This is a genomic window from Mesorhizobium sp. WSM4822, from assembly GCF_055811155.1.
Genome location: NZ_JBVVQM010000003.1, coordinates 264,148 through 276,942, shown reverse-complemented (window position 1 = coordinate 276,942; position 12,795 = coordinate 264,148). Strand labels below are relative to the sequence as shown.

Genomic DNA, 12,795 nt, shown 5'->3' with positions numbered 1-12,795 from the left:
CCTACAGCGGTAGGGGCGGACATCATAGCTTATGTCGACAGGGGCGGCGCAATTCCGAATGGCGGACACGGATCGTCGCGGCGGGCGTCAGCCCTGAAAGCGGATCGATTTTGCACCACCGATGTGCGCGCTTCCGCACTCACCACCTGACCCCGACGGGCCCATCTAGAGGTCCTCGGGGCGTACCCCGAACGAGCAAAGACAGAAGCTGGAAGGATTGAGTCATGGGAAAACTGGACGGTAAGGTTGCGGTTATTACGGGTGGCGCCACCGGCATCGGCCGCGCCGCAGCGAAGCGCTTCATCGAGGAGGGCGCCTTCGTCTTCATCTTCGGCCGCCGGCAGGACGCGCTAGACGCCGCTGTGGCCGAACTCGGGCCCAATGCCCGCGCGGTGAAGGGCTCGGTCTCGGATGAGGCCGACCTCGATCGGCTCTATGCGGCGGTGAAGGCCGAGCGCGGAACCCTCGACATCATCTTCGCCAACGCCGGGGTGGGAAGCCTGCTTCCGCTCGGCAAGCTCACCGCCGAGCACATTGACGAAACCTTCAACACCAATGTGAAGGGTACGATCTTCACGGTCCAGAAGGCGCTGCCGCTGATGGGCGAGGGCGGTTCGATTATCCTGACCGGATCGAGCGCCGGCACCACGGGCGCGCCCGCATTCAGCGTCTATAGCGCGAGCAAGGCGGCCGTGCGCAACCTCGCGCGGACCTGGGCGGAAGACTTGAAAGGCACCGGCATCCGGGTAAACGTGCTGTCGCCCGGGCCGACGGCGACCGAACTCGCGAAGGCAGCGATAGGCGAGGAGGGCTTGAAGGTCTTCGCCTCGATGAATCCGCTTCAGCGGATGGCCGATCCAGCGGAGATCGGGGCGGCGGCTGCGTTTCTCGCGTCGCCCGACAGCAGCTTCATGACCGCCAGCGAGGTCGCCGTCGACGGGGGCTTGGCGCAAATCTGACCCGCTACGCCCCGCCGTTCATTCCATTCGATATCCCGAGCCCGCAGGGCCTGGTAAACTGAAGGAGAATATACATGAGCTATGCAATTATCGGCTTCGGCAAGATCGGCCAGGCTCTTGCCAAGGCGTTTGCCCGCAACGGCATCGAAGTGTCCGTGGCAACCACGCGCGACCCGGAAAGCTTTGCATCAGCCGCGGCCGCGATCGGACCCACGATCATCCCGAAAACGCTGGCGGACGCGGTCAAGGCGGACATCATCTTTTTGGCTGTCCGCTTTGAATCGAACCCAGATGTCGCGAAGGCGCTGTCAAGCTGGGAAGGCAAGACGATCATCGACGCGACGAACGTGTTTCCAGTCCCCGAAGAACTGGACGGTCTGCCGTCCTCCGCCTTCGTCGCAAAGGCGTTCACCGGCGCCAAGCTCGTCAAAGGCTTCAATCACCTGATTGCGGCCACCCTGGCTGCCGATCCGATCGTCGAGGGCGGCCACCGGGTCGTCTTTCTTTCGAGCGACGACGAGGACGCGATCGCTCCCGTGGCGGCCTTGGCCAAACAACTCGGGTTCGCACCGGTCAAGCTGGGGAAGCTCAACGAGGGCGGCGCACTGGTGCACGCACGCGGCCGCACTTGGGGCCAGCTGATCTTCCAGGATCTGTTCAAGAAGGAGCAATAACGGATTTACCGTGCGCCGTCAGAGTGGCCGGTGTTCGACGCCGGCCACATCGTCAGCATCGAGCCGAGCGCGCAAAGCGACGCGCTTGAAAGCGGCTACATCTGCCTGGGATCCTTCGGCCGACAGGTGCCTGCCGCCCATGAATCGTAGTTGCAATAGCTGATGTCCCAGCCGGCATCGCGTCTTTTGGAAGTTACCTCACGACCGCCCGCGCGGATGGGTCCGAAGCCACCCCAACTGCCATCCGAGCCCTTGTAATTTCCCATGACGCGATAATTGCAGTTGTTTACGACGAAGTTGCCGTCCATCGACACGCATGCCGATGCGACAGTGGAAAGACTGAAGAAGGCCGTGCCGGCGACTGTGATGGCGAGAGAGGCTTTGCGCATAGTGGTCTCCTAACTGGCTGGGCGAACCAACCATTACGAGATCTTGGGCCGGGCCTCTTCCCCCATTTGGGCTAAACCGGCTGGCAAATTCACAGCGGCTGGCTGCGCTTGCGGACAGCCATGTGCGGAGATGCCGAATGGACTCGCCCCTCGCCCAAGCTTTACGGCCTCCGCGAAGGCCAGACTGTCCCGGCTCGGGCGGCTCTTCCGCCGCCTCTCTACCAGACCCGCAAGGTTTACCGGAGGTTAACGGTAAACAATGAGCGGCCGCAACTGTGTCTCTTTCCGGCCATTTCTTCAGTCCTGGTTCGGCCCAAAAGCCATACGTCAGGGAGGGTCACTTTTCAGGGGCAGGCCAGTTCCCCTCGACGGGCAGTGAGAGGCGGAATGTCGACCCGTTGATGTCGCTGGCGGCCAGTATGAGACCGCCGCCGTGCTGCCGGGCGATCTCGCGTGAAATGTAGAGCCCTAAACCGGAGCCGTTTACCAATTGGCCCGCGGCGCGATAGTACCTCATGAATATGAACTCGTGGTCGTCGGGCGCTACGCCAGAGCCCTGATCCACCACGTGTACAAATGCCACGCCCTGCTCAGTCGACAGCCGGATCGTCACAGAGCTGGTCACCGATGAGTATTTCAGGGCGTTCTGGATCAGATTTTGTATTACAATCTCCAGCAGGTTGCGGTCACCTTTCACAATCACTTCGTCGCCGTGAGTGAAGCTAACACGTCCGGCCGCAGCATCATCCAACCCCGCTTCGGCGGCGTGCAAAACCTCATTCAGGTCGAACATCTTGATCGTGGGAAGAGTTTTCTGCCCACCATTGAGCCGGTCGAAGGCTAGGACGTTTTCAATCAGCGATGACATCCTTTTGACGGTCTGGCGGATCCTTGTGGTGCGCAACTTGATATTGTCGGCGCTTTCACCTGCAGAAGATGACAGATTGTCGGCGGCGGCAGAGATGACGGCCAAGGGGCCGCGAAACTCATGAGATACCAAGGCCACAAAGTCCCGCTGCTGAGCCAGAGCATCGTTGGCGGTGTCCAGAGCCTGCCTGAGCTTGAGTTCAAGCTGGTGACGTCGATCCACTTCCACCTTGAGCGAGGCGTTTCTTTCCCCAAGCTCTGCGGTCCTTTCGCGCACCTTGACAGTCAGCTCCTGCTCGGCCAACCGCGACACTGCGATGACGCGATCCTTCTCCTCGCTCAAGCTGCGCTCGGCAAGCCGCGTTCTCTTCGCGACGGCTGCGCTGAGCAACGCCAGGTGAATCACGGTCCCGCCGGCCAAGAATCTGGACAAAGAGCCGTCCAGCTGGAACGGGTTGGCCCCAGTATACATCACCTGCATCACCAGCAGGACAGAGATTACGCCCAAAAATGCAATCGCCGACAGTAGGTATTGATACCGTCGCCGCACAATGAGCAGATAGAGCACCAGCAGCGAAATGAAGATGAGAGACAGCTGCTGCAGTCGCGATACGAAAAACCCGACGTCGCCGTAGCGTCCCGCAATCGCAAAAGCCAAGGCGATGCCATTGAGCAGTACAACACCCTGGGAGACGCGCCACGCCCAGATCAAATGACGGTGCAACTCAAATAGTCTAGACAAAAACAACATCATGACTATACTGTATAAGCAAACGATAATACCCCAAATTAGGTGTATGATTTTCGGCTCTAGGGATCTCAGAACTTCGGATGCATATCCCATGTGGAAGAGACTTATCAGCCCAGACTCTATGATAACTGCGATGTATAGAAGATATAAAGAATCCCTGAGCCATACGGCATACAGAAAATTGGTGAAGACCATGACGAAAATAGCGCCAACCACCATGCCCATGATCCAATCGTCGAATCGGCGATACTCTTCATAGCCTTGAATCTGCCAAAGATTCAGCGAAGTGGTGATCGAGGTCGACGATTGGAGTCGGATGTAATAATCGGTTCGAGTGGACGGCACGGAGATCGGGAAGACGGCCGGATATGCGTCGGCGTCTGCTCCATCCCCTAGGTTGAGTTGGCCAGGGGGCAAGACCGAATAACCTCCCGCCCCGTCAGAGACATACAGCGTGATGTGTTCGATCAAGGGCCGTTCTACCTGCAGCAGCCATTGCCTTGGAGCCGTTGAGGCAGACAGGGAGAACCGGGCCCAGATTGCGCCCTTTTGGTAGCCCCGCGTGAGCATCGAAGGGATGGGTTCGAACTGGATGTTGGAGCGCTTGGAAACGATATCGTTGATCGTGAGCGCGCCGGTGGGATCATGAAAGATTGCGAGGTGACCGCTGAGTGAAACCGGAGCCTTGAGGCCGTCCGTCGGTTTCAGCGGAAGCGCCCATAACGTTTGCGGCACAAGACACACAAACAATATAGACAATGCGGCGAATAAATGAAATCGAATGCTATCAGATTGCTGCATGGGGTCCGTAGATGGTCGGAGAAGGCTACAAGCGGGCGATCTCGTGATCGCCCCCCTTGTTTATCTTGTTGATGACGACAGGGATTTCCGCGAGGAGATGGTCTTCGGACTATCCAGATTGGGCCTGAACGTACATGGATTCCACAACGCTGCCGCCCTCTACCGAGCCTGCGCCGCCAAGCCGGCTGAAATCGTCATTCTCGACATTGGCCTGGAGGGCGAAGACGGCCTTTCCATAGCTTCCCATTTGCGGGCCTTGCAATCGGTCGGGATCGTCATGGCGACGGCCCGGAGTTCCATCGACGACCGGCTCAATGGTCTTGAAGCGGGCGCTGACGCTTACCTCGTCAAACCCATTGATGTTCGGGAGCTTGCTGCCACGGTGATGACGCTCAATGAACGTCTCAACAGGCGCCGCGCCCCTTCGTCTCCGGCCCCACGATGGACCCTGGAGGAAGGCTGCTGGGTGCTTACCGACGGCATGGGCCATCGCCTTCGCTTGACCACCTCGGAACGGCACTTTTTGGAACGCTTGTTCAGTGAGCGCGGCAAGACCGTCGATCGCCGCGCGCTCGTCGAAGCCATGGGCGCAGACATCTATGACTTCAACTATGCCCACCTGGACACCATCGTGAGCCGGCTGCGTCGAAGAGCCAAGAAATCCGACATGCTTCTCCCCTTGCACGCAATTCGAGGGTCAGGCTTCGCCTTCACCGATTAGAATGATCGTGCGGACCCTGTCCAGAGAGAAGATTGCCGATCTCATCAATTTGGGAGAGGACAGGGAGGAATTCGAGGAGCATCCTCAAACGACTGACAGTAAGTGTAATGATATGACAGTTACTGCGATTGTGAGGAATCACGAGATTAATTACTTCAAGGAAAGGATTGGATAAATCCGCATTCGTTAGATAGTTCGCATTCTATGCGCAATCGAACAGGAATGTGTCGTGCGCGTGGCGAGGTAGATAACGAGGGCGGCGGTGCGCAGAAGGGGTGCGGGATGCGGCAGCATAAGAGAGTTTTATTTGCCAGTTGTTCTATTCTAACGTTCGCATCCATCTATGTCGGGATTACCCCCGCGCTAGCGGGGGCGCCAAGCAACGAACAACTCTATCAGATGATTTTGGACCTGCAGCGAAATCAGAAGCAGATGGCGCGCAAACTTGAGGCCGCCTACGCCGAGACTGCCCAGGTTAAAGGAGAACTGGCCACCCTGAGGGGTTCGGTGGCCCAGAGTCGCGAGATGGCTGCGCTATCCTCGGTTGAGAGGCGCATGTACCTGTCAAGTCCGCAATCCGACACTCGTGCCGTTGCTGCGCCCAACGTGCGTGTCGGATTCGGCGCGGGAACCAATGGTCACGACCCGTATGCCTTTACCGACGGTTCCGTGGCGCTCCCGCTCGGTGAAAAATACGGCTTCCAGGTCGATGCGATTGGTGGCGTGACGCCAAACAGTAACTTCACAGGTGCCGCCGCGCATCTATTCCGCCGTGATCCGAAAGTTGGGGCGCTGGGTCTGTATGGAAGCTACCTTCATGGCGGAGGTGGTTACGATGATGGTGGAGTTCTTGAAAACGGCTATGTCGAAGGCAAGCTCGGCGTTGAAGGCCAGTACTATCTGGGCCGGGCCACGCTTGAGGGACTTGCCGGTATAGAATGGAACTCACTTGAAGAGGACGTCAGCCCGTTCGCCGAAGGCAGGGTCGGGTACTATCCTACGGATAACTTCAAGGTTAATGGCGGCCTGCGTCATCGCGACGCCTTTGGTGGTAGAACGCAACTTGTCGGCGGCGCCGAGTACCTGACCGAGTTCGGAAGCGGGATAGCGACTTCTATCTACAGTGATTTCAGCTTCGATCTGACGAACAGCGACGTCTCCTCAAGCGGCGATTTTTCTGCGATGGCCGGTTTGAGATTCCACTTCGGCACCAATGGCGATCGAAGCGCCCCGAAGACAGTTTTCTGCAAGGATCCGGACCAGAATTTCGAGTGCGCGGTCACGGATGGTCAGAACGATTATTATGCCGACAAGCCAGGTCGTTCCTTGATTCAGCGTGATCGTGGCGACTTCCTTCCATCGCACATCGTAAAAGACGTTGGCAACTTGCCGACGCCTTCCACCAATGTTTGGGGACAGCCGGGGGCGCCTGGCGCACCCGGCGAGGCAGGTACGCCTGGAGTGCCCGGCGCGGGGGGGCCTGCTGGACCCGCTGGGCCTGTCGGACTGCCCGGATCGGACGGGACACCTGGAGCGCCCGGCGATACCGGCGCGTCTGGACCTCCCGGCGCGCCCGGCGCGGAGGGACCTGGCGGACCTGCTGGGCCTGTCGGACTGCCCGGAAAGGATGGGCTACCTGGAGCGCCCGGCGATGCCGGCGCGTCTGGACCTCCCGGCGCGCCCGGCGCGGAGGGACCCACTGGGCCTGCCGGACCTGCTGGACCTGCCGGACCGGAGGGGCCTGTGGGACCGGAGGGACCTACCGGACCGGCAGGCCCATAGTACCCCCTTCTGTCCTAGTCATGCCGCTACGGTTTGGCGGCATGATCAGCAACTTAGAATCGAATCGTTTGAGGATAGCGGAGAGTATGACCGGCCCGCGTCTTGACTGTATGATCCAGGCTCCGAACCCGCCTGAGCTTGTCGCCGCGGAGGGGACGCGAGATTGGATGGATGCGACCGACCAGCATTTCGCCTACCGCTGCACGCCGCTTTCAATCGCCAATGCCAGCGGATGGGAATTGTTGAACCCCATAAATGTGACTGTTACTTGGAACGGATACAACACCACAAAAGACATCGCCTTCCATGTAAACGAACCGAACGTCACGCACCGATTCATCAGCTCGACCTTCGGGCACGGCATAGTAACCTTTCATCCGGGTTACGTGTTTCGCACCGAGCCGGGCTGGATGGTGTGGGCTCGCGGCTCCCCCAACCGGATGAAGGACGGAATCGCGCCCCTGGACGGCTTGGTGGAAACCAACTGGCTGCCGTTCAGTTTCACCATGAATTGGCGCTTCACCCGCCCTGGGTCTGTCACTTTTGCCAAGGGCGAGCCTTTCTGTTTCATCACCATGATGCCAAGTGTCGCTATCGAGCAGGTGCAGCCGGTCATTCGTCCGATGGAGGACGATCCTGAGTTCCATAAAGAACATAAGGTTTGGAATAGCGAACGTCGACGGTTTTCGGCCGGGCTGCAGATGAACGACGAGCTTACCAAGGAGATGAAGTGGCAGAAGCACTATCTGCAGGGTGTTTCGCCGACGGGGAAATCGGTCGCGGATGACACTCACCGAGTAAAGCGAACTCTGAAGCGGCCGATCCACATCGACCAGTTGCGGGCCCAGGAAAAAGATTCGCCAGTAGATGAAGCTAGCCAAGAGTAAGCGGCCTGTGCGCATTCCTCCAGTTGGATCGCTAGCATTTGGCCGTTCGATTAACGGGTCGGTTTCGAGCAGAGACGAAAGACCGGAATGCATCCGCCAGTTCGTGCGGTCGGGCTTTGTATTGGCGCTGGCGGCGCTCCTTGTCGGTTGCCTGGCGGATGGAAAAGGTAGCCCGAATACGGCTACAGAGTTAGTTCGCGTGAAAGCCGCTTACGCGAGGGAGCCGCATGAGGTCTTCATCGTCGATCGCAGCAAGTTTGACCAACGCTTTCTGCCTGTCGATGTGACGCCCCCGGAACGCTTGCCTGCCGGTACGGTGTTGATCGATACACGGCAGAGGTTCCTCTATCTATACCGCCTCAATGGGACGGCGCGGCGCTATGGTATCGCCGTCGGGGCTAGCGGTTACAGTTGGTCGGGCATTGCCAGCGTAGGGCGCAAAGCGGAGTGGCCCGCATGGCATCCGACTGACGACATGCGTAACCAGTCGCCCGACCTGCCGCGCATGATCAGGCCCGGCACGCACAATCCGCTCGGCGCGCGAGCTCTCTATCTGTACAAGAACGGCGTGGATACGCTTTATCGTATCCACGGCACCTCAGAGCCCTGGACCATAGGAACTGAAGCGTCCTCAGGGTGCATTCGCATGCTCAACGAGGATGTGATCGAACTCTACAGTCTGGTGCCGAAGGGAGCAAAGGTCATCGTGAAGTGAAGCGAACAGGCACAGGCCAACGCTTGCTGTCGGATGCCGTTGGACCATACCCACGCCGGTGGCACAGGTGACGGCAGATTTCTACTTCTATCCATATTGCGTCATAGAGGGAGAATTTAAGACATAGGCGTCGCTGCTCGTATCGATAGCACTCGCGAATAAGGTTTTGGATACCTTAACCGTCATCTCTGTCCGTCATAATCGACGTTTAGGTATTCTTTTTTACACCTTTTGCGTGTAATCAAATAAAAAAATTCAATGGACGCGTCTATATATCAGTTCACGTCAGTGACGGCATGCCGTTCGTCTTCCCGTTCGCCGTCGGCATCAGTCAGGGCGCGAACGTCCGAAGGACAAATCCAGGCTGATGGGTTGGCAATTGAACGCACCGAGTGAAAGGACCTATGATGAGGCACTCTCTATTCATGCTGGTTTCCGCCGCGCTATTGAGTACCGCCGTTGCGGGTCCAGCGGCAGCGCAGACCGCCGCTGAAACAAACCAGACCCTTGACGCGCTGTTCGGCAGTCACACAACCTATCAGCAGTTCTTCGACAAGCTGCAGAAGGCTGTCAGTGCCGGTGACAAGCAGACCGTCGCGTCGATGATCGATTATCCCTTCCGCGCCCGGATCGGCGGCAAGGCGATCAAGATAAACGACGCCGCGCATTTCGTGACGGATTACGACAAGATCGTTACCGCCAAGGTCAAACAGACCGTCCTCAAGCAGACCTATCCGACGCTGTTCGCCAATTGGCAAGGCGTCTCAATCGGTGATGGCGAGGTCTGGTTCTCCGGCGTCAGAGACGGCAACACCATCAAGATCACCGCGATCAACGACTGACACCTGGCGGAAGAAATTCCATTTTCGATGATACCGACGCAACCGATCGTTGACCACTCCGGAGGGGTTCACATGCTACGTTACATGTTCATTGCTTTGCTCGCGCTCGGCTCATCGTGGATGATCTCTGATGCCCGCGCGCAATCGACCGTCGAATGCCAATCGAGGCACTATCAGTATGGCGAATGCTGGGCGGGCCCGCTGAGCAAGCCGCAACTCATTCATCAGACTTCCGGAAGTCCTTGTATTTTGAACCGGACCTGGGGCTACAATCCACGCAGCAAATATATTTGGGTCGCGCAAGGCTGCTCCGGAATTTTCGCCGATGTCGGCGGCTACCACCATGGACGTGGCGACAGCTTTGATCCCAATGCCCGCATGTATGACCATCGCGGTCATGACGTCGGCGCGGTGGTTGGCGGAGCTATTCTCGGCGCTCTGATCGAGGGGATGGCGGACGATCATCACAATCGACGGCACACGACGAGTAACTACCGCTCCGATAGCAGCTACAATGGTTGTCATGGCATCGGATGCAAAGTCGACAATCCGGACCAGGCAATCGATACCCGACCGCAATTTGACAGGCAGGGAGAGCCAAACTTTGATGTGCATGGCAACTACCAAGGATGCCATGGTGCAGGCTGCCTTGTCGACAATCCTGACGCGGAGTGAATTGAAGGACGAAGGAAGCCGGTCACGATTGTCAAAGCGGGGCTCTTAAATCTTTCCCGCAGCATCAATCTTGATCTTCATCCTGGCATCACCACGGCAGACTTCGTTCACCTGCTCCTTGGTTTCTCCTCGAAGCGGTGGAGGCAGCCGAACATGTTCTCTATCTCCTCCTCCCTCGTGGCGGCGGCTGAGACGATAAAACCGAGGTTCTTATGCCGTCGATCCATGGGGGCTTGTGCGGAAACCTCTTTGTACCAAGAATGTACCAAAAGAGAGCCGCTATCCAGAAAATTCGTTTCGAATCAGTCTGTTACGGGAAATTGATGGCGGAGAGGGAGGGATTCGAACCCCCGATGGGCTTGCACCCATGCCGCATTTCGAGTGCGGTGCATTCGACCACTCTGCCACCTCTCCGCGGTCATGGTCGGCCGTTGCCGGCGCGGCGCACTAGATAACGGCTGAACGGGCAGGTTACAAGGCCAATCCGTCAGTTATTTGGCTTGCTTGGCAAGCGGCGGATTCACGGGCTGGTGGGGTACAGCGAGACCCGAGGCAGATTGCCGACCGGTCACCCATCCTCAGCCCAGGGGGGCAACGCCGTGGGCATGTCGGCACAGCCGGTCCGTGCCCGCCAATGACGGTCTCGGAAACGGCGCGGCTGGTTTGCCTTGACTCGCCCCCAACCTTCGGTTAGGGACAGCGCGCAATCGGCGTGGAGGGTTCTTCCGCGCCGCTTGTTTTTTGAACCCGCAGACTGACAAAAAGACGGCCGAACCGCCAGATGCGGTTCATCAAGGCCGACCGAACAGCGAAAGGCAAAAAATGTTCGCAGTCATTAAAACGGGTGGCAAGCAGTATCGCGTTGCCGCCAACGATCTCCTGAAGATCGAAAAAGTCGAAGCCAATGTCGGCGATATGGTCGAGATCGGCCATGTGCTGGCGCATGGCGAGGGCGAGAATGTCACGTTCGGCGCGCCGTTCGTCGACGGCGCGGTGGTCACCGCCGAAGTCGTCGAACAGGGCAAGAACCGCACCGTCATCGCCTTCAAGAAGCGCCGCCGGCAGAATTCGCGCCGCAAGATCGGCCATCGCCAGCTTTTGACCACCGTGCGGATCTCCGAGATCCTGCTGGGTGGCGCCAAGCCGACGAAGACGGCATCGGTCAAGGCGCCGAAGAAGGTGAAGGCCGAGGCCGCCACCGAGGTGCAGGCGGAAGCTGCGCCGAAGAAGGAGCCCAAGGCCAAGGCAGTCGAGACAAAGGCAGCCGAGACCGCGGCAGGGCCGCTGTTCAAGGCGCCGAAGGGTGAGCCGGACGATCTGACCGTGATCAAGGGCATCGGCCCGGTCGCAGCCAAGGATCTCAACGAGCAGGGCATCATCACCTTCGCGCAGCTCGCCAAGCTGACCGACAAGGATGTTGCCAAGATCGACGAGCACATGTCCTTCAGCGCCGACCAGATCAAGGACTGGCGCGAGCAGGCCAAGGAATTGGCTGCGAAGTAATTTTCTGGCGACCTGGTCGCCGGATCGGACTTGAAACGGAACGCGAACGCGTTCATAAGGCCTTTTAGGCGCCTTGCGGCGCAACGGAGTTAGTTAGATGGCACACAAGAAAGCTGGCGGCTCGTCGCGCAACGGTCGCGACTCGCATTCCAAGCGTCTGGGCGTGAAGAAGTTCGGCGGCGAAGCCGTCATCCCGGGCAACATCATCATTCGTCAACGCGGCACCACGTGGCATCCCGGCGTCAATGTCGGCATGGGCACGGACCATACGCTTTTTGCGCTCGAGACCGGCGCCGTGACGTTCAACAAAAAAGCCAACGGCCGAACCTACGTATCGGTCAACCCGATTGCCAAAGCCGCGGAGTAGCCGGTTCCGCACTAGAACACCGGCGCCCATCTCGGGACCGGTGTCTGGCAAAGCCAGGAAAAGGATCAGGGGAGATGGGTTTCCATCTCCCCTTTTTCTTGTGCCTGGAGGACTTTCAAATGGTTGCCGAAGCGGAAGACTCAGAAGACGAAAGTTACGCGATAGATTGTCCGGTGCTGGTCACCGAGCGACTGGTGACGCGGGCGCCTCACGAAGGCGATATCGCGCAACTGGTCGAGCTTGCCGACAACCGCCATGTCGCCGAAATGCTGGCCCGCATGCCGCACCCCTATGGCGAGGCCGAGGCGCGCTCTTTCCTGGCCATGACCAAGTCGCGCCGGGCCGGTATCGCTTATGCCCTGACGCTGGCCGGCACCGACACTTTCGTCGGTTGCGCCGGCCTCAACACCACCGATCGCGGGCTGGAGCTCGGCTACTGGATCGGCGAGCCGCACTGGAAGAAGGGCTATGCGACGGAAGCAGCGCATGCGCTGGTCGATCTCGCCTTCCAGAGGACGTCGATCCAGGTTCTGCATGCCTCGACCCGGGTCATCAATCCGGCCTCGCGCCGCGTCATCCACAAATGCGGGTTCCAATATGCCGGCCAGGGCATGCTGAACTCGATCGTCGCCGGCCAGGTGCCGGTCGAGCGTTATCGGCTCGATAGGAAGACCTGGACGAGCCTGCGGAACTGGGTGCATTTTTGATGATCGCTCTACGGCGAGCCTGAATGAAGCCCCCCTCACCCGGATTGCCAACCGAATTGCGAAGGCAATTCGGGGCAATAACACAAAAACCACACGGGGGATGAGGTCGCCCTCGATAACCTCAACAAAATAAAACAAAAAGGGATAATAAATCC

Annotated in this window: 13 protein-coding genes and 1 tRNA gene; 11 read left to right on the top strand and 3 right to left on the bottom strand. The window is 58.7% G+C overall.

Features of this window, described 5'->3' with window-relative positions:
* Positions 1-224 precede the first annotated feature (224 nt).
* Both AC0L3E_RS09415 and AC0L3E_RS09410 read left to right on the top strand, forming a co-directional pair.
* Positions 225-959 carry an SDR family NAD(P)-dependent oxidoreductase gene (locus AC0L3E_RS09415; RefSeq protein ID WP_127320812.1) on the top strand — a complete coding sequence of 245 codons (735 nt, stop codon included), beginning with the start codon at positions 225-227 and terminating at the stop codon, positions 957-959.
* 74 nt (positions 960-1,033) lie between these two features.
* Positions 1,034-1,633, top strand: coding sequence for an NADPH-dependent F420 reductase (locus AC0L3E_RS09410; RefSeq protein ID WP_128307180.1), 600 nt, complete (start codon positions 1,034-1,036; stop codon positions 1,631-1,633).
* 95 nt (positions 1,634-1,728) lie between these two features.
* On the opposite strand, the gene AC0L3E_RS09405 is transcribed toward AC0L3E_RS09410, so the two are convergent.
* Both AC0L3E_RS09405 and AC0L3E_RS09400 read right to left on the bottom strand, forming a co-directional pair.
* The gene (locus tag AC0L3E_RS09405; RefSeq protein ID WP_164898460.1) at positions 1,729-2,022 is read right to left on the bottom strand and encodes a hypothetical protein; all 294 of its coding nucleotides are present in this window, start codon (positions 2,020-2,022) and stop codon (positions 1,729-1,731) included.
* A gap of 337 nt (positions 2,023-2,359) precedes the next feature.
* Entirely contained in the window at positions 2,360-4,441 is a 2,082-nt protein-coding gene (locus tag AC0L3E_RS09400; RefSeq protein WP_473604661.1) for a sensor histidine kinase, read from the bottom strand.
* 43 nt (positions 4,442-4,484) lie between these two features.
* Here AC0L3E_RS09400 and AC0L3E_RS09395 point away from each other — a divergent pair, with 43 nt between their 5' ends.
* The 6 genes from AC0L3E_RS09395 (at position 4,485) to AC0L3E_RS09370 (ending at position 10,063) form a co-directional block, all read left to right on the top strand.
* Positions 4,485-5,162 (top strand): response regulator transcription factor, encoded by a 678-nt coding sequence (locus AC0L3E_RS09395; protein WP_236382927.1) that lies wholly within the window; start codon positions 4,485-4,487, stop codon positions 5,160-5,162.
* 282 nt (positions 5,163-5,444) lie between these two features.
* On the top strand, positions 5,445-6,944 hold the full coding sequence (locus AC0L3E_RS09390; protein WP_473604660.1) for a hypothetical protein: 1,500 nt from the start codon (positions 5,445-5,447) through the stop codon (positions 6,942-6,944).
* Positions 6,945-6,985: 41 nt separating this feature from the next.
* Positions 6,986-7,831 (top strand): DUF6065 family protein, encoded by an 846-nt coding sequence (locus tag AC0L3E_RS09385; protein ID WP_306462323.1) that lies wholly within the window; start codon positions 6,986-6,988, stop codon positions 7,829-7,831.
* On the top strand, positions 7,812-8,546 hold the full coding sequence (locus AC0L3E_RS09380; protein WP_127328597.1) for a L,D-transpeptidase: 735 nt from the start codon (positions 7,812-7,814) through the stop codon (positions 8,544-8,546). The genes AC0L3E_RS09385 and AC0L3E_RS09380 overlap by 20 nt, the downstream gene beginning before the upstream one ends.
* A 407-nt stretch (positions 8,547-8,953) precedes the next feature.
* A complete protein-coding gene (locus AC0L3E_RS09375; RefSeq protein WP_473604659.1) occupies positions 8,954-9,388 on the top strand; it encodes a hypothetical protein in 435 nt (144 codons plus the stop codon).
* A 72-nt stretch (positions 9,389-9,460) separates the two neighbouring features.
* Entirely contained in the window at positions 9,461-10,063 is a 603-nt protein-coding gene (locus tag AC0L3E_RS09370; RefSeq protein WP_473604658.1) for a DUF3011 domain-containing protein, read from the top strand.
* A gap of 324 nt (positions 10,064-10,387) precedes the next feature.
* Here AC0L3E_RS09370 and AC0L3E_RS09365 read toward each other — a convergent pair.
* Positions 10,388-10,477: transfer RNA gene (locus tag AC0L3E_RS09365), tRNA-Ser, on the bottom strand.
* Positions 10,478-10,885: 408 nt separating this feature from the next.
* On the opposite strand from AC0L3E_RS09365, the gene AC0L3E_RS09360 reads away from it, so the two are divergent.
* From AC0L3E_RS09360 to AC0L3E_RS09350, 3 genes are all read left to right on the top strand, one after another.
* A complete protein-coding gene (locus AC0L3E_RS09360) occupies positions 10,886-11,566 on the top strand; it encodes a 50S ribosomal protein L21 (RefSeq protein ID WP_473604657.1) in 681 nt (226 codons plus the stop codon).
* 97 nt (positions 11,567-11,663) lie between these two features.
* On the top strand, positions 11,664-11,933 hold the full coding sequence (rpmA, locus tag AC0L3E_RS09355; protein ID WP_013529063.1) for a 50S ribosomal protein L27: 270 nt from the start codon (positions 11,664-11,666) through the stop codon (positions 11,931-11,933).
* Positions 11,934-12,052: 119 nt separating this feature from the next.
* Entirely contained in the window at positions 12,053-12,640 is a 588-nt protein-coding gene (locus AC0L3E_RS09350) for a GNAT family N-acetyltransferase (RefSeq protein WP_473604656.1), read from the top strand.
* Positions 12,641-12,795 lie beyond the last annotated feature (155 nt).

What these genes read in the sequence shown, in the direction of transcription:
- AC0L3E_RS09415 (WP_127320812.1), top strand. Translation starts at nt 225, where the DNA reads ATGGGAAAACTGGACGGTAAGGTTGCGGTTATTACGGGTGGCGCCACC.
- AC0L3E_RS09410 (WP_128307180.1), top strand. Translation starts at nt 1,034, where the DNA reads ATGAGCTATGCAATTATCGGCTTCGGCAAGATCGGCCAGGCTCTTGCC.
- AC0L3E_RS09405 (WP_164898460.1), bottom strand. Translation starts at nt 2,022, where the DNA reads ATGCGCAAAGCCTCTCTCGCCATCACAGTCGCCGGCACGGCCTTCTTC.
- AC0L3E_RS09400 (WP_473604661.1), bottom strand. Translation starts at nt 4,441, where the DNA reads ATGCAGCAATCTGATAGCATTCGATTTCATTTATTCGCCGCATTGTCT.
- AC0L3E_RS09390 (WP_473604660.1), top strand. Translation starts at nt 5,445, where the DNA reads ATGCGGCAGCATAAGAGAGTTTTATTTGCCAGTTGTTCTATTCTAACG.
- AC0L3E_RS09385 (WP_306462323.1), top strand. Translation starts at nt 6,986, where the DNA reads ATGATCAGCAACTTAGAATCGAATCGTTTGAGGATAGCGGAGAGTATG.
- AC0L3E_RS09380 (WP_127328597.1), top strand. Translation starts at nt 7,812, where the DNA reads ATGAAGCTAGCCAAGAGTAAGCGGCCTGTGCGCATTCCTCCAGTTGGA.
- AC0L3E_RS09375 (WP_473604659.1), top strand. Translation starts at nt 8,954, where the DNA reads ATGAGGCACTCTCTATTCATGCTGGTTTCCGCCGCGCTATTGAGTACC.
- AC0L3E_RS09370 (WP_473604658.1), top strand. Translation starts at nt 9,461, where the DNA reads ATGCTACGTTACATGTTCATTGCTTTGCTCGCGCTCGGCTCATCGTGG.
- AC0L3E_RS09360 (WP_473604657.1), top strand. Translation starts at nt 10,886, where the DNA reads ATGTTCGCAGTCATTAAAACGGGTGGCAAGCAGTATCGCGTTGCCGCC.
- rpmA (WP_013529063.1), top strand. Translation starts at nt 11,664, where the DNA reads ATGGCACACAAGAAAGCTGGCGGCTCGTCGCGCAACGGTCGCGACTCG.
- AC0L3E_RS09350 (WP_473604656.1), top strand. Translation starts at nt 12,053, where the DNA reads ATGGTTGCCGAAGCGGAAGACTCAGAAGACGAAAGTTACGCGATAGAT.